Source organism: Paenibacillus terrae HPL-003, assembly GCF_000235585.1.
In the GTDB taxonomy this organism is placed as follows: Bacteria; Bacillota; Bacilli; order Paenibacillales; family Paenibacillaceae; genus Paenibacillus; species Paenibacillus terrae_B.
Genome location: NC_016641.1, coordinates 4,815,758 through 4,834,334, shown reverse-complemented (window position 1 = coordinate 4,834,334; position 18,577 = coordinate 4,815,758). Strand labels below are relative to the sequence as shown.

Annotated in this window: 4 protein-coding genes; all 4 read left to right on the top strand. The window is 49.7% G+C overall.

Features of this window, described 5'->3' with window-relative positions:
• Positions 1-35: 35 nt before the first annotated feature.
• The 4 genes from fabD to HPL003_RS30260 are packed head-to-tail and all read left to right on the top strand — an operon-like array spanning position 36 to position 18,577.
• Positions 36-1,259 (top strand): ACP S-malonyltransferase, encoded by a 1,224-nt coding sequence (gene fabD / locus HPL003_RS21550; RefSeq protein ID WP_014281884.1) that lies wholly within the window; start codon positions 36-38, stop codon positions 1,257-1,259.
• A complete protein-coding gene (locus HPL003_RS21545; protein ID WP_014281883.1) occupies positions 1,234-13,920 on the top strand; it encodes a non-ribosomal peptide synthetase in 12,687 nt (4,228 codons plus the stop codon). Before fabD ends, HPL003_RS21545 begins: the two co-directional genes overlap by 26 nt.
• 24 nt (positions 13,921-13,944) lie before the next feature.
• The gene (locus tag HPL003_RS30030) at positions 13,945-15,864 is read left to right on the top strand and encodes a condensation domain-containing protein (RefSeq protein ID WP_274378185.1); all 1,920 of its coding nucleotides are present in this window, start codon (positions 13,945-13,947) and stop codon (positions 15,862-15,864) included.
• The gene (locus tag HPL003_RS30260) at positions 15,857-18,577 is read left to right on the top strand and encodes a condensation domain-containing protein (protein ID WP_274378204.1); all 2,721 of its coding nucleotides are present in this window, start codon (positions 15,857-15,859) and stop codon (positions 18,575-18,577) included. The genes HPL003_RS30030 and HPL003_RS30260 overlap by 8 nt, the downstream gene beginning before the upstream one ends.

Below are 18,577 nucleotides of genomic sequence, written 5' to 3'. Positions count from 1 at the left end.
TTTCCACATCTTTGTGGAGAGGAAAGGGGTTTGGTATGAATCGCATGGCTTTGGTTTTTCCGGGACAAGGATCTCAGTATGTAGGGATGGGAGCGACATGGCATAGCGATTTTACAGAAGCAGATCGCTTATTTGAAGAGGCTGCTGATATTTTGGGATATGATCTGAGAGCTTTATGCATGGCAGGCCCAATCACCCAACTATCCAGGACATTCCATACTCAACCTGCACTTCTTACGATCAGCGTCATTGCATTCCGGCGTTATATGCATGAAATCGGGATAATTCCGGAATTTTCAGCAGGTCATAGCCTGGGTGAATATTCAGCTCTGGTAAGTAGCGGTGTTCTATCCTTTGGCGACGCTTTACGACTGGTACAAGAGCGGGGACGCTTCATGGAAGCAGCCGCAGAGGCCGGTCTGGGCAGTATGATAGCCGTTCGCGGATCTGAGTTGAACGCCGTGGAAGAATTCTGTCGTCTGCACTCCACAGTCGATCAGCCTGCTGTCATTGCCTGTTACAATTCGCCTAATCAGTACGTCGTCTCTGGTCATCATACGTCGGTATCTGTGGTAGCTGGCGAGTTAGAACAGCGGGGGGCCCAAATTACTCGCTTGCAGGTCAGCGGTCCTTTTCATAGTCCGCTAATGCAGCATGCTGCGGACAGGCTGACTATCGAGCTGCAAAAATACACTTTCCACGAAGCACAGTGGCCCGTGATCTCCAATGTGACCGCTCAGCCATACCCTGATATCGACAGCATCCGCCAAGGGTTGATTTTACAAATGACTCACCCGGTTCGATGGATACAAACCATGCAATATATGGAAAATCATGGCGTGAAGCAGAGCATCGAGTTAGGTCCGCGAACGGTGCTGAAAAATTTGGCGAAGGAAATAAACACTACCATCGAAGTGCTGTCCTTGGACAGAGACTTGGACCGCATTGAACTGGAACGCCGTTTCTCAATCCGTGATTGGGTTGCCCGTTCCCTGTCACTGGCGGTGTCTACCCCCAATGCTAATTGGAATGAAGATGAGTATCGAAAGGGTGTTATTTTACCTGTTCGGAGACTGGAAGAATTACTGCGAAACTCAGAATCAGGCAGCAGTCCACCTCCTGCTTCTGAGCAAAGACAGGAAATACTGAGGTGTATTCGTCTGCTGTTGCAAACCAAACAGGTCTCCGAAGGAGAGCAGAAAGTAATGCTAGAGCAATTGAGGAGGGATCAGGATGGAGCAGTTTCAAACTTTAATTGAAGTCATTCAAGATCGCGCAAGCCGGGATGAGAACGGAATCACCTTTATTTCCGGTGATAAGCAAGAGGAATATATGTCCTACAGTAAACTTTTGGAGCAAGCATCACAGGTACTTCATGAATTACAGGAAAAAGGGATACAACCTGGCGATGAGCTGATCATGCAGATTGACGACAATCATACCTTTGTGAATGTATTTTGGGGCTGCCTGCTCGGTGGAATCATTCCTGTTCCTGTAAGCATAGGGAATAATGATGAGCATAAAATGAAGCTGTTTAAAATCTGGAATACACTCTCCAACCCTTATATGGTTGCGGATGACAAGGTATTGGAGCAGCTGGAAAAATACTCCCATCAGCACGAACTGCTGAATTCCTTTGAGCCTGTTAAAAAAGCAACTTTTTCAAGCCATGCATTCGACTATTCCAGTCAGAATAAAGGTGTAGTTCATGTATCCAAACCGGAGGATTTGGCTTTTATCCAATTTTCCTCAGGCTCTACAGGTGATCCCAAAGGGGTCATGCTGACACATGAAAATCTGGTTTACAATATTCGGGATATCGCAAATCAAACAGGCATGAGCTCCAAGGATACTTATCTGGGCTGGATGCCGCTTACGCATGATTTGGGATTGATTGCCTTTCATTTAACCTGTGTGATCGCTAATGCCAAGCAGCTGATTATGCCGACGGCGCTTTTTATCCGACGCCCGTCTTTATGGCTAAAAAAAGCATCGGAGCATAAGGTGACTCAAATGTGCTCTCCCAATTTCGGATATAAATTTTTTCTCGATCAGTACAAACCTGAAACAGCAGCTAACTGGAATTTGTCGAGCATACGTATGATTTTAAATGGAGCTGAGCCCGTATCTGTGGAGCTTTGTCATGTGTTTATGGATGCAATGAGTGTTCACGGTTTGAATAAAAATGCGATGTTCCCTGTCTACGGATTGGCAGAGGCGAGCGTGGGTGTTTCCTCTCCATATCTGGACAAAGATACCTTTATCCCTATTCATTTGAATCGGCAGCAGTTACACGTAGGTGAACCCATAGAAGAAGTGGACAAGTCCGACAAGCGGTGTCTTACTTTTGTGGATTTGGGGTATCCGTTGGCCAGTACCTCTGTCCGCATTTGCGATGAACAAAATCAGGTGCTCGAAGATGGGGTGATTGGACACACACAGATCCGCGGCAAAAATGTGACATCCGGATACTATAACAATCCAGAGGCTACCGCGAAGGTCAAAACTGAGGATGGCTGGCTTATCACCGGAGATTTAGGGTTTACGCGGAACGGCCGCCTGACGATTACCGGTAGAGCCAAGGATATCATTTTCGTGAACGGACAGAACGTCTACCCGCATGACATTGAGAGGATTGCCGAGGAACTGGATGGCGTGGATCTCGGGAAAGTAGCGGTGTGCGGTGTCCATGATGCGCAAACCAGGCAGGATCGCATTGTTGCCTTTGTGATGCACACGAAAAAGATAGAGCATTTTGTGCCGTTAGTTCAAAAGCTGAAAAGCCATCTGAACTACCGGGGAGGTTGGCATATTCAGGATGTAGTTCCGATTCGGCGTATCCCTAAAACAACCAGTGGAAAGGTTCAGCGCTTCAAATTAGCCCAGAGTTATGAGCAGGGTGAATTTGATGAAATATTGACATCACTGGCCGAGGCTACTCGAATCGCTCAAGTAGCTGAGCGTGCAGTCTTGCCTCAAGGAGAAATAGAACAAAAGCTGATTGGAATCTGCCAGGATATTCTAAATGTAAAGTCGATTGGAACGGATGACAGCTACTTTGATATTGGAGTGACTTCCTTGCAGCTCGTTCAAATTGTGGACCAGTTGGAGGATCAGTTAGGGATTCATATTGAGGTGACGGATTTCTTTTCCTATCCGACCATCGCCAAGCTGGCTGCGTATATCTCCAGTCAAAGCCTAAGCGGCGACGCGACTGCAACAACACAGCCCGAGGCCAAGGAGGAAGCGAATGACCGGGATATCGCCATCATCGGCATGTCCGGCAAGTTTCCTCAAGCGGATACACTAGAGCAGTTTTGGGCGAATGTGTCATCAGGGGCAGACAATATCGGTCCATACAGCGATGAAAGAAGAAAAGATGCCGAAGCTTTCATTTCCCGTCTGAATACGGAAGGACGGAATATGCAAATTGCAGAAGGCGGCTATCTGGACGAAGTAGACAAGTTCGATTACTCCTTCTTTAAACTGACTCCACGGGAAGCCTCGCTAATGGACCCGAATCAACGGTTATTTCTACAAACCGCCTGGAGCACGATTGAGGATGCGGGGTATGGCGGTAAGCAACTGGCAGGCCAAAAGGTCGGCGTGTATGTTGGCTTCTCCAAAACCAGCTTCGAATATGAGCGCTTGCTGTCCGAGGTGGAGCCAGGTGCGCTACCGAACTTTGCCATTGGTAATTTATCGTCCATTATTTCCAGCCGGATTGCATATTTGCTCGATTTAAAAGGCCCGGCGCTGACAATTGATACAGCATGCTCTTCCTCACTCGTAGCGGTACATCTGGCTTGCAAGTCCATCCTCAATGGAGACTGCGATATGGCACTGGCAGGTGGAGTGAAGACGATTTTGCTGCCGCTGAAAGCGGGTATAGGCATGGAGTCTTCCGATGATCGGGCACGAGCCTTCGATGACCAGTCGGACGGAACGGGCTGGGGCGAAGGAGTTGGAGCCGTTTTCCTGAAGCCGCTGCGCAAAGCAGAACAAGATGGCGATAATATTTTAGCCGTGATTAAGGGAAGTGCCATCAATCAGGATGGCAGCACGATTGGCATTTCCGCACCGAATGCGCTCGCTCAGGCGGAAGTAATTTCGCAGGCGTGGCGCGATGCACAGATTGATCCAGAAACGGTGAGCTATATCGAAGCGCATGGCACCGGGACCAAGCTGGGTGATCCGGTCGAGATTGACGGCATTACCAAGGCTTTCCGCAAACATACACAGCGCAAGCAGTTTGTGGCGATCAGCACAGTCAAAACGAATATCGGCCATTTATACGAAGCCGCCGGAATTGCGGGCTTGATCAAATCCGTACTATCTATGAAGCATCAACAGATTGCGCCGCTCGTTCATTTTCGCACGCCAAACCAGAAGATCCATTTTGAGGAATCCCCGGTATATGCCAATACGAAGCTGAGAGAATGGAAGACGGGCGGCTTCCCGAGAAGAAGCGGGCTGAGTTCCTTTGGATTCAGTGGGACAAACTGCCATGTGGTGCTGGAGGAATATATAGCAAAGACGGAATCAGATAAATCCTCCATGGGCAGCAACAATGGATCATCACCGCTGCTGCTGACCCTGTCAGCGCGGAGTGAATCCGCTTTGCGCGAGCTGGTCGGGCGGTACGCAGAACGGTTCGGACGCGCGGAAGGGCTCGTGATGCAGGATGTATGCTATACGGCTAACACGGGCAGAAGCCACCTGAATCACCGGATTGCAGTGACTGCCGCAGGAGCGGATGCGCTAAAAGCGAAGGTGCTTCAGTTGCACGAACAAGGCAGAGCCGTCGAAGGCGTATACATCGGGAAAGCGGATAGCACAGGTGGCGCAGAGACGGTCACTGGAAGTTTGGACACGTTGCAATCACTGGAACTACTGGCTGCCAAGTACGTGCAGGGAGCTCAAATAGATTGGGATGCCCTATATGCAGGCAAGCACTACAAAAAGGTTTCTTTGCCTACGTATCCATTCGAACGGAAAAGATGCTGGATTAATGTGCCCGAACAGGTTCGAACGGAACAGAAGGCACCCATTCATGAAAACTCAACAGTAAAGGAGTCTGAAATTATGGGGAACGAGTATTCGACGTCAGCATTGGTTACCGATCAGCACAAATCATCTATCCTTCAAAAGTTAGCGAAAATGATCGGTAACGTGTCCCAGCTCAGTCTGGAGGAGCTGGAGCCACAAACACATTTTCTGGAGCTTGGGCTGGATTCCATTAATTTGTCTCAGGTTCGCCACAGTATCAAGGATACCTTCGGACTGGACGTTCCGATGAACGAATTTTTCGAATCGTTAACCACGCTGGAGCTGTTAGCCAGCTACGTAGCCGAGCGGGTGAGCATTTCCACTTCCGCTGAAATCCCGGTTCATGCTGTGGAAAACCGTTCGGAAACAACTCTGAATCAGGTTGATCATGCAGCTTCCCCGTTAACCCAACTGTCTCATGAATCCGGCGTTTCGGCTGCCGCATCCGTTTATGGTATAGGTACGACTGGGCAAACACGGGCTCAAAGTTTCCCAATCGCTACAGCTCCTGCGGGTGTAGAACGTATTTTGGAGCAACAGCTACATCTGATGTCACAGCAGCTCGATGTTCTCCGGCATCAGCCATCTGCATCCGTAATAGCTTCCGAGCCATTTAGCCCGGAATCCGGCGTGGTGCCATCAGCAAGTAGAGGAAGCGCGGAGACTATCCGTACCGAATCCAAGCAGGAAGTCGCGGCCGCATTAGCACCCGCTCCATCCGTACAGGCTGTTCCCAAGCAGACAGGCCATGAAGCCAAGCCGTTTACGCCTTATAAAAAGATGGATGTCAAAGCACGTGAATTGCTTTCGCTCCGTCAGGAACAACACCTGCAAGAGCTGATTGAACGCTACACCGCCCGTACGCGTAGCACCAAACAGTACACCCAGCAGTATCGCTCGGTATACGCCAATAACCGTAATGTGGCTGGCTTCCGACCTGTTTTGAAGGAAATGGTGTACCAAATCGTATCCCAGCGTGCAGACGGGTCTAAAATTTGGGATCTGGACGGCAATGAGTATGTTGATTTGACGATGGGCTTTGGCGTGAATCTGTTCGGACACAATCCTGCCTTTATTCGTGAAAAAATTGAGGAAGAGCTGAAGAACGGCATGTGCGTCGGCCCGATGTCCAACATGGCTGGGCAGGTCGCCAAGAAAATTTGCAAGATGACGGGCGTGGAACGGATTGCGCTGTACAATTCCGGCACGGAGGCCGTCATGGTCGCGCTCCGTTTGGCACGTGCTGCCACGGGACGGGCTAAAGTCGTCATTTTTGCTGGCTCGTATCACGGTACATTCGACGGGGTGCTGGCGCTGGGGAGCGCAGGTGACAACAAGGAGCACTCGACACCTCTCGCTCCAGGTATCTTGCAGCATATGGTGGACGATATCGTCGTGCTTCATTATGGAGCGGACGATTCCCTTGATTATATCCGCACCCATGCGCATGAGCTGGCGGCGGTTGTAGTGGAGCCGGTGCAAAGCCGCCGACCAGATTTTCAGCCTAAACCCTTTTTGCAGGACATTCGCCAGATTACGGAGCAGTCGGGTACTGCCTTCATTTTTGATGAAGTCATAACAGGCTTCCGGATTCAGCCGGGAGGGGCACAAGCCTGGTTTGGGGTGCAAGCCGACCTTGTGACTTACGGTAAAATCATTGGCGGCGGGCTGCCCATCGGCATCGTAGCTGGAAAAGCCGCCTTTATGAACGGGATCGACGGAGGTACGTGGAGCTTTGGGGACGATTCCTATCCACAGCATGAGCAGCAGCGGACCTTTGTCGCGGGAACCTTCTGCCATCATCCGCTGGCAATGGCTGCATCCTTAGCGGTGCTGGATCATTTGGAGAACAACGGCGAGCAGCTGCAAAATCGCCTGAACAGCCGCACCTCGTCGTTAGCAGCGGAGCTAAACAGCTATTTCACTGACGAACACGTACCTATGAAGGTCGTTCACTTTGGCTCCCTATTCCGCTTCGTGCTCAAAGGCGATCTGGAATTGTTCTTTTATCACATGCTGGATAAAGGCATCTATATCTGGGAGGGGCGAAACTGCTTCTTGTCCACTGCCCATACCGAGGAAGATATTGCGCGAATCGTACAAGCGGTCAAGGAAAGCGTGAACGAGCTGCGCAAAGGGGGATTTTTACCGGACCCGCCCCCGAATGGAAACGGCCCGGGTCCGGGCAAGCAACCTGTACCTGTAACCGTACCTCCAGAGGCTGAAGCAGGGGGCGTTCCAGAAACTGTTATTGCGCTGACTCCGGATCAAAAGCAGCTCTGGTTTGCCTCTGTCTCGGAACGAAGCAACTCACAATCTTTACACGAAACCGCCTTGTTGCGGTTTCGTGGTCCACTTCAACAGGAGGTGTTCAACCAGGCTGTCCAGACCATCGTGAACCGTCATGAAGCCTTACATACCTTTATGAGCGGCGATGGGGAAACTCAGGTGATCGCTCCTGTGATGAAAGTGGAAATCCCGCTTCATGATTTTACCAGTCATCACCCGGATGAACAGGAACAACATATCCGGGCATGGATGATCAAGGACAGCGAAACCCCGTTTGCCATGTTACCAGGGGAGCCGTTACTCCGGATTCATCTGCTGAAAATATCAGATGAGGAGCATCTGAGTGTCTTTACGTTCCATCATTTTATCGCGGATGGTTGGTCGATTGGTGTATTCATTCAGGAACTGGAACACATCTACTCTGCGCTTGTCCAACATGCTGACTACAATCTTCCCGATCCAGTACCTTTTCGGAATTACGTTGTTTGGCAGCAGGATCAATTGAAAGCAGGGAAAGAAGAGGCTCTTGCTTTTTGGTCAGCATTGCTGGAAAAGCAGCTGCCTGTCCTTAATCTGCCTTCTCCGGTGAGGGGTGTACAGATTCCGTCCTCCAAAGGAAGCAGACATACTGTAATTCTCGAAGCACCGCTCGTTAAACAATTGAGGTCCGCCAGCATAAAGCTCGGCAGTAGTCTTTTTATAACATTGTTATCTGCCTTTCAGATTTTTCTGCATCGCCTGACAGGGCAGCAGGAAGTAACGGTGGGGGTTCCCACCGCAGGACAATCCCATATGGACGCCTTCTCCCTGATCGGCAACTGTGTCAACTTGCTTCCGGTGATCAGCGAAGTGCGTCCTGATGCTACTTTTACAGAGCATGCCCAAATGGTCAAAAAGCGCATGAATGAACTGGACAGCTTCCAAAAGTACAGCTTTGCCGGACTCGCTCAGCTCGGGCTGAGGCATTTGCCTGTCATTAGCGCTGTATTCAATATGGATCGACCGATTCCTCGTTTCCAATTTCATGAACTGGAAGTGGAACTCATTGAGAATGAGGTATCATTCAGCAAATACGAGTTGTTTTTAAACGTGACAGAGACGCAGAAGCAATTACGTCTTGATTTCGACTACAATTCGGATCTTTTTCAGCAAAGCATCATCGAAGCATGGTCAGGATATTTTCTGAATCTGCTGCATTCCATTGTAGTGGAAGAAGGGGCTCGCGTTTCCGCGCTGTCTTTACTCCGTGCGTCGGAGAACGAACAGCTTCGAGCTGCATGGGCAGCAAATACCGATGCCAACGGAAACTATCTTTGCGTCCTTGATCCCTACAAGCATTTGGCACCTGTTGGGACAGCAGGGGAGGTGTATCAAGCCTCAGTAGCAGGCCTGTTGGGAACGACCCGGGAATGGGCATATGTGGAAAACGATGGCAAGCTGCGGCATATTGGAAATTTGAATCGGACCATCCACATTCGCGGACATCAGGTTAATCTGGAGCAGCTGGAGAAACACCTGCTGCACATTTTCCAATTGGAGTCCTGCGTCATTACACCGCAAACGGACGAAGCTGGAGAAGTCTCAAATATAACGGCCTATGTGGTGGCGAACGCATCGAAGCCATGGGAAGAAGACGCACTGAAAAAGGCCAGTATTGAGATTCTTCCAGATTATACGCAGCCCCGTTTTTGGATTCCTATGGATCATATTCCTCTTCTGCCGGATGGACAGCCGGATCTACAAGCTCTGCCAGAGCCGGGACAAGCAAGCGTATTCGCTAAAACAGACGCTGCTTCTGAGAACCACGGCGTAGAAGATCAGCTCGTGAACATTTGGAAGGACGTTCTGAATGTATTGGATATCAGCTATGATGACAACTTTTTTCAACTGGGCGGTGATTCGTTAAAAGCAACGGTCATTCTGTCGAGAGTCAATAAGGAATTGGGTGTACACATTCCACTCAGCCACATTTTTGAGCTGCAAACGATTGCTGAGCTGGCTACATATATTGCGGGTGGAACAAAGCAAACCTATGAACCGATTGTATCTGTGAAATCGCAAGCCTTCTATCCGGTATCTTCTTCCCAAAAGAGAATGTACGTGCTGGATCAGCTTGGAGGCGGAACGGCCTATCATGTACCCGGCCAGCTTTTCATAGAAGGAGATCTGGAGGTTTCCCGCTTTATTGAAGCCGTTAAGGAAGCTATTTTGCGGCATGAATCCTTTCGGACGTATTTCGATCTGGAAGACGGGGAAGTGGTGCAAAAAGTTCGGGACACGATTCCATTCGACATCCCGTATATCCGTATTTCCAAGGAAGAAGTCAAACAGGTCCGGGCCTTGTTTGTTCAGCCTTTTCATCTGGGAACAGCTCCTTTATTCCGCGCCGAATTGTACGAATTTATCGAAGGTGGCTTCATACTGCTAGTGGATATGCATCACATCGTGTCCGATGGTTTCTCCATGGCCGTGCTGCTGGATGAAATCATTCAACGGTATCAGGGCAGACAGCTAGCGAACATTCAGCTTCATTACAAGGACTTTGTTGCTTGGCAGAAGCAGCAGATCACTGACGGCGCATTACAAGCGCATGAATCATATTGGCTCCAGACCTTGAAGGGTGAGCTTCCTGTACTGAATATGCCTACGGACTTTTCACGTCCGCAAGCACAAAGCTTTGAAGGTGACAGCTTGACCGTCACATTGGAATCCAAACTTACCAACACACTCTACAAATTAGCCCGAGATACCGAATCTACGATCTTTATGGTACTTTTGGCAGCTTATAATGTCCTGCTGGGCAAATATTCCGGCCAAGAGGATATTATCGTGGGGACACCTGTTGCTGGAAGACGGCATGTGGATACGCAAGCAATGATTGGCATGTTCGTCAATACGCTGGTTCTTCGCAATCAGCCGCAACCTTCTTTAACGTTCCAATCCTTTTTGCAGGAGGTTAAGCAAAACTCGCTGCTGGCACTGGAACATCAGGAATACCCGTTTGATGAGCTTGTAGACAAGCTGGAACTGGTACGTGACGTAAGTCGAAACCCGGTGTTCGATACGATGTTCAGTCTGCAAAATGTCGGCACAGATGTTTTGGAAACGGGAGGCATTCGTTTTAAACCGGAAGAATTCAACGCGGGCATATCCAAGGTAGATTTTTCATTGCATGTGACCGAGGAAAAAGAACGTTTGTCCTTCACTTTAGAATATGGCACAAAGCTGTTTAAACAGGAGACGATCCGACGGCTGGGTGAGCATTTTGTGCGAATTCTGGAAACGGTGACGCAGGATGTCGGGGTGCGGTTGGCCGATATTACGGTCGTATCTGATGAAGAGAAGCAATTGCTGCTAACCGGATTTAACGATACCGTCGTACCTTTCCCGCACAATGAGACACTTCACGGGAAGTTTGAAAAGCAGGTCGTACAGACGCCGGATCATATAGCATTGGTGTTTGGAAATCAGCGTCTGACCTATCGGGAGCTAAATGAACGTGCTAACTCACTGGCACGGGTGCTTCAAGCGCAAGGTGTAGGACCCGATAAGCTGGTCGGTTTGATGGTACAGCGTTCGGCGGAAATGATCATCGGTCTGCTGGCTGTGCTAAAAGCGGGTGGTGCTTATGTGCCGATCGACCCTGAATATCCGTCAGCCCGTATTGAATATATGTTGAGTGACAGTGAGGCAGCCGTACTTCTGACCAGTCGTGATCTGGTAGGAGAACACCATTACAGCGCCAACACTTTGTTTATTGAAGATGAGGAAGTGTATCAAGGGGAAAAGACCAATCTGGAAACCACTGCTCAGCCGGAGCATCTGGCTTACGTTATCTATACTTCTGGCTCAACCGGAAATCCGAAAGGAGTTATGCTCCAGCATCGCTCGGTACTGAACTTTATTACAGGAATGCGTGAAGTGATCGATTTTGCGGCGGACAAAACGATTTTATCGCTAACTACCATTTCGTTCGATATTTTCGTATTGGAAACGATCCTGCCACTGCTGGGCGGAATGACCGTTTTGCTTGGCGACCGCCATCATCAGGTTGATCCTCAGACACTTGGAGAGCTGATTACTGCACATCACATTGACATGCTGCAAATGACGCCATCCCGACTGCAAATGCTGCTGAGTCATGAGGAAGGTTCCCGTGCGCTGCAAGGTGTACAGGAAATTATGGTTGGCGGAGAAGCGCTTCCGCCCAAGCTGCTGAAGGCATTGCAGAAATTGAACGGCCCCCGTATTTATAACATGTACGGACCTACAGAAACGACGGTTTGGTCGGCAGTGCAGGAACTTACAAATACCAAACAGATTGACATTGGACGCCCCATCGCGAACACGCAAATTTATGTCATTGATGCGCAGAACAGATTACAGCCTATTGGTGTGCCGGGCGAGCTATGCATCGCAGGAGAAGGTTTAGCCCGTGGCTATTGGAATCGTGCGGAACTGACGGCGGAAAAATTTGTGGATAATCCGTTTTCAACAGGAACACGAATGTACAAAACCGGGGACCTCGCTCGCTGGAAAGCGGATGGAAATCTGGAGTTTATCGGTCGAATCGACCATCAGGTGAAAGTACGTGGATTCCGGATCGAGCTGGGTGAGGTTGAAAATGCCTTGATTAGCCATTCTGCAATTCAAGAGGCAGTCGTCACTGTAAATCAAAGCAAAGATCATGAATCGGTACTGTGTGCCTACATTGTATTGCACACGGAAGAAACACCAAGCTTAACGGTAATTCATGAGCATGCCGCCAAATTGCTTCCATATTACTCAGTTCCGTCTTACTTTGTGTTTCTGGATCGAATACCGTTGACTCCAAATGGAAAAACCGACCGAAAAGCGTTGCCGGAGCCTGACGAGCTATTCCGACCGGATATTGACTATGTAGCGCCACGAAATGATGTGGAAGAAGCTTTAGCCAACGTATGGCAAGATGTTTTGAGACGCGATCAGGTGGGTATTCAGGATAACTTTTTCCTGCTCGGAGGCGACTCCATCAAAGCAGTTCAGGTCATCGCGCGCATGCGTCTTCACGGGTATTCACTGGATATCCGACATGTACTGGAGCATCCGTCCATTGAAATCCTGAGCTGCTATGCGGAAACACTGTCCCGTCCGATTGGGCAAGGCCCGGTAGATGGAGAGGCGCCACTGACCCCGATACAACGACATCTGATCGATTGGATCGAACGGCACCCATCCGAGGCACTTCCTGCCGCAACATCGGTACTGTTGTTAGCAAAGTCGGGCTTTGATGAGCAGCCATTGCGAGCCGCATTGAAGAAAATCGTGGAGCACCACGATGCTCTGCGCCTTGGCTTATTACGACAGGCTGACGGGGCGGTTACGCAAGCTCACAAAGGACTGAATGAGGAGTTAATCACTCTGGACGTGCTATCGCTTACGGGAACAGAAAGCGAAGCACGCAGCCAATTGGAAGCTGAATGCCAACGTATTCAAAGCAGCCTGCGGCTGTTTGAAGGACCACGAGTTCGGGCAGGGCTTTTCCGTCTGGATAGCGGGGATCATCTTTTCCTTGCTGTAGACCCGCTGGTGGCTGACGCCATTTCATGGGGAATTTTGCTCGAAGATCTGGCAACAGGCTACGGACAAGCTCTGAACGGGGAAACGATTATCTTACCGGACAAAACCAACGCTTACCAAACATGGGCCGAACATCTTGAGAATTATGCGAATAGCAAAGAGCTGCTCAAGGAGCAGGACTATTGGAAAAAGATAGAGTTGTCTGAATGGGCAACACTTCCCAAAGACCATGAAGTCATTACGGGCTCTGGAACGGAGCGACAAACGAATCAGCTCCATCTGCAATTATCAGCAGACGAAACCCAGTATCTGATGACACAGGTCAATCATGCCTACAATACCGTGCCGGATGAAGTGCTGCTGTCCGTGCTGGGTCAGACCGTATCCGAATGGTCAGGACAAGAACGGATTGCACTCTACGTGGAGAACCCTGGCCGAGAGCTGGATGAAACAAATTCGCTGGATATCTCCAGAACGGTAGGGCAGTTTACGTCCGTGTATCCGGTTGTACTGGACATCAAATCTGCGGATGAACTATCGCTGTTGCTCAAGCGTGTGAAGGAAACGGTTCGACAGGTTCCAAACCAGGGATTGGGCTACGGTGTATTGAGATATCTGGCCGAAGCCAGTAATCCAACGGATTCTAAACGTTTTCGTCATCCGGAAATCGGTTTCCGTTATATAGACTCCCTACAACCGGAATCGGTTTATTTTTCAACATCGCCGCTGGAGGCTGAAATTACACCAGGTACCAAGGATGCGGATAGTGGTTCTCCTTATGAACTTTATATGGATAGCCGATTGGAAGACGGGAAATTAAGTGTCCGTCTAACCTATGACCGGAATATTTATGAAGAGCGCACGATCAAACAACTTCTCTCTCGCTTCGAAACTCACCTTTTGAATGCCATCCGTCATTGTCTGGATCAGTCTGGCCAGGAACTGACACCAACAGACGTAGGGGCAGATGATCTGGATCTGGAAGAGTTCGAAGACATGAAGCATTTTTATGAAAGCCTATAATTATTTGCCCGAGGGGGAAATACGATGAGTAAAAGCCTTGAAATCGAAAAAGTGGCTAATTTAACGCCTTTGCAGGAGGGGATGCTTTTTCATACGGTGATGGAGCCGGAATCACAGGCGTACTATGAGCAAGTACGAATGACCCTCCGGGGTGAACTGAATCTGGAAGCTCTGCAAAAGAGCTTCCAGACCCTGGTACAGCGTCACGAAACGCTTCGTTCGAATATTTATCATCAAAGTGCCTCCCGCTCGCGGCTTATCGTGTTTAAGGAGCGAAATCCAACGCTAAGTTACGAAAATCTGACGAATATCCCTGAGGCAGATCAAGCTGAAGCCATTCGCAGCTACGCAGACGCAGACCGGAACCATCGTTATGATCTGAGCAAGGATCTGCTCATCCGTCTGGCGGTGCTTCAAACCCAAACAGATGCATATACGCTGCTTTTAAGCTTTCATCATATTATTATGGACGGCTGGTGCCTCGGCATCGTTATGGACGAGCTGTTCGCGGCTTATGAAGCACTGAAAGCGGGGAAGACCGTACAACTGCCAACACCGCAGCCCTATACGGGTTATGCCCGCTGGCTAGATAAGCAGGATAAGGAGGCGGCGAAGGAATACTGGCGGTCCATCCTGAACGGCTATGATCAGCCAGCCGTGCTACCAACCCTGTCTGTAGCCCACCCGCTCCAGGCAGACACCGGGTATTTGCTGCACGAGCATAAAATAGCACTCACGGATGAAACAACCCGTCAATTGCGGACGGTGGCTGAACGCAACGGAACGACCCTTAGCAGTCTGTTTCTCGCTGCATGGGGAGTGGTGCTTGGAGGATACAACCAAAGTGAGGACGTCGTCTTCGGCACCGTTGTTTCCGGTCGACCGCCGGAGCTTGAAGGTGTTGAACAGATGTTGGGACTGTTCATTAACACCATACCGGTACGAATCAAATTGAATGCAGATCAGCCATTCTCAGGTCTGCTTCGTGAAGTGCAGCGCAGTGCGGTTCAATCCCGGACATATGACTATTTTTCACTTGCTGAAATCCAGTCCCAGTCAGCGCTCAAGCAGCAGCTCATGGATCATTTTGTGGTATTTGAAAACTACCCGCTGGAGGATATGGTGGGTCGGCCTGATCTGAAGGAACGGCTTGGATTCATCGTGGAGGACGCCCAGCTGTCCGAAGAAACACCTTACCACTTCAACATCGAAGTGGAGGATGGAAAAGCGCTGAGCTTTATGCTGTCCTACAACAACTATGTCTACAGCGATGAAGCGATGACCCGGTTAGCCGGACATGTGGAGCATACACTCGTGCAGATTGCACGTACCCCAGAAATCCTGCTGGGGGACATTCGTCTGCTGACCGCTACAGAAGAGGCGGAGCTCATCAATGTATGGAGTGGACCGGTTGCCGACTATCCTGCCGGAACGTTTCATGGAATATTCGAGGCACAGGCAGAACGGATCCCGGAACAGACCGCTGTCATCTACGAAGATACCGCACTGACCTATCATGAGCTGAATGAGAAGGCCAATCTGCTTGCCCAAGCTCTACAAAGCCGTGGGGGCAAGCGTGAACATCTCGTCGCCGTGATGCTTGAGCGTTCAGCGGACATGATTATTGCTGTGTTAGGGATTATGAAGGCAGGAGCTGCCTACGTACCTGTCGATCCGACCTACCCGAAGGAGAGGATTGCTTACATGCTTCAGGACAGCGGGGCTACCATTATGCTCACGCAGTCTTCCCTGACTGAACTACTGGCGGATGTGAATTTTGCGGGTGAAGTGCTGGACTTGCCAGCATTACTTCAACAAGCTTCGCGAGCAGACCATTCCAATCAGCAAGCATACTATCTACACGCCTGTCCATTACCTCGCGGCTTTGGCCCACGTTATTTATACACCAGGAACGACGGGCAATGCCAAGGGAGTCATGATTGAGCATCGTCACTATGTCAATACAATGCTGGGGTATAGAGATGCCTATCGGATGGATGAATTTAAGGTCAAACTGTTACAAATCGCCAGCCTGTCGTTTGATGTATTCGCTGGAGATCTGGCCCGGACATTTATCAATGGAGGCATTATGGTCATTTGTCCCCAGCATGCACGCAGCGATCCTGCCGCTCTGGCGAAGACTCTCGAAGAGCATCAAATCACCATATTTGATGCTCCGCCAGCGCTGATGACGCTACTTATGGAGTATGTGTATGAACAAGGCATAGATATCAGTGCGATGAAGCTGGTTACGACGGGCTCAGACAGTTGTAGTGTGGACAACTACCGCACCCTGCTTACACGCTTCGGTGACCGTATTCGCATTATGAATTGCTACGGTGTGACCGAAGCGGCTATTGATTCCAGCTTTTATGAAGAAACGGCGGAACGCCTGCCTCCATCCGGTACCGTCCCGATTGGAAAGGCGTTGCCGAACCATAGAATATATATCGTCGATGAGGCTTTGCGTCCGCTTCCCATCGGCGCAGCCGGGGAATTGTGTATTGGCGGCGCTTCTGTAGCTCGAGGTTATCTAAACCGCCCTGAGCTGACGGCGGAAAAATTTGTACCGAATCCTTTTGTGAGTGGAGAGCGTCTGTACCGCACCGGAGATCTGGCCCGCTGGCTGCCGGATGGCAACATTGATTTCATCGGCCGGGTTGACTTTCAGGTGAAAATTCGTGGCTACCGGATCGAACCTGGTGAAATTGAGTCGGCGTTACTCCAATTGGATGAGGTACGCCAAGCGGTAGTCACGGATAGAACGGATAAGACCGGACAAAAGTATTTGTGCGCCTACGTAGCAGGTACAACCGACAAATCCTTCCTGCGGACAGAGCTTGCGACACAGTTGCCTAGCTATATGGTACCTGCGCATATGATCGTGCTGGATCAATTTCCTTTGACCCATAACGGTAAAATTGATCGACGTGCGCTTCCAGAACCCGAAGATTTTGTGTTGAACGACGTCGAGTATGAAGCGCCGCAGAGCGAGCTGGAGCAAACACTCGCTTCCATCTGGGAGGAAGTCATTGGTGTTAAGCCGATTGGCCTGCGCAACAACTTTTTTGAGCTTGGCGGGGATTCGATCAAAGCACTGCAAATTGCAGCCCGGTTGAATGCGAAGGGCCTCAAAATGGATATGAAGGATTTGTTCCGTTATCCACAGATTGATCTGATCGTTCCTTATATTAAAGAAGTAACCCGGACCATCCCGCAGGGGGCAGTACAAGGTGCAGTGGAGCTGACACCGATCCAATGGGAATTTTTCGAGCATCATCGAACAGAACGCCATCATTACAATCAGGCTGTCATGCTCCAGAACGCCGAAGGATGGGACGAAACCTGGCTGCGAAGCGCCGTGGACAAGCTAACCACACACCATGATGCCTTGCGTATCACCTTTGATGAGCGTGAAAAAGAACCTGTCGCCTATAACAGAGGCACAGCCGAAGGTGAACGCTTCACATTGGAAAGCTACGATTTTTCACATGCTGACCAGCCTGAGGAAGAAATCGCGCAGCTCGCTGACGCGTTACAAAGTCGTTTTGATTTACGCAACGGTCCGCTCATACGTCTGGCCTTATTCCGGCTACGGGAAGCCGATCATTTGTTAATCGTCATTCATCATCTTGTCGTAGACGGTGTGTCGTGGAGAATTCTGCTGGAAGATTTGGAAACAGCCTACCGGCAGGCAGCTAACGCTGAAAAGCAACAGCTACCCGCCAAGACCGATTCCTACAAGGAATGGGCAGCACGTCTGTCCAAGTATGCGCAAAGCGCACTGGCGCGTCAGGAAATCAGCTATTGGAATGCGGTAGAAGCTCGTGAGATACACCCTCTGCCAAAAGATCATGAGGTTTCGGTTAGCCTCATCCGTGACGCACGCCAAGCAGAAGTGACATTCAGCCAGGAAGAAACCGAAAACCTGTTGAAACATGTGCACCATGCCTACAATACAGAAATTAATGATATTTTACTGACGGCGCTAGGGTTAGCTTTTCATGAATGGAGTGGATATGCTGAAATTGCAGTCCAGGTGGAAAGTCATAGCAGAACGGAATTGATTAAAGACATTGACGTTTCCCGTACAGTTGGCAGGTTTACGTCCGTGTATCCGTTTGTGGTAGATGTGAGCAAGCCTGAAGATTTGGCCTATCAGATCAAGCTGGTTAAGGACAATTTGCGACGTGTACCCAACAAGGGTGTCGGATATGGCATTTTACGCTACTTGACCGATAGGGAGGAGCAGGATAGGGCAACTCTTTTTTCTGCCAAGCCACCTGAGATCAGCTTTAGCTTTGACGGAGAACCCAGAGAAGGTACGACATGGCGCACCTCGACACTGTCCACGTTTGCTGGTTCTGAAATTAGCCCACTGACTGAAAAAGCGCCCAGCTTTAATATTCATGGAGCAATAGCTGACGAAAGACTACGCATTGTATTCGAATACAACGCACGTGAATATGAAGCATCGACAGTGGAGCGACTTACTGCCAGCTTTAAGAAACATCTGATCGAACTTATTCACCATTGCTGTGCCAAGGATACAGCAGAACAAAGCCCGACGGATTTTACATATGGGCAATTGTCACTGGGCCAGTTTGAAAATATTGCAAATCGTTTGACGGATAAGCTGTTAAACCAATTGAAATGA

Bases quoted from the DNA above. Each gene is read 5' to 3' on its own strand.
- fabD (WP_014281884.1), top strand. From the start codon at position 36: ATGAATCGCATGGCTTTGGTTTTTCCGGGACAAGGATCTCAGTATGTA.
- HPL003_RS21545 (WP_014281883.1), top strand. From the start codon at position 1,234: ATGGAGCAGTTTCAAACTTTAATTGAAGTCATTCAAGATCGCGCAAGC.
- HPL003_RS30030 (WP_274378185.1), top strand. From the start codon at position 13,945: ATGAGTAAAAGCCTTGAAATCGAAAAAGTGGCTAATTTAACGCCTTTG.
- HPL003_RS30260 (WP_274378204.1), top strand. From the start codon at position 15,857: ATGATTGAGCATCGTCACTATGTCAATACAATGCTGGGGTATAGAGAT.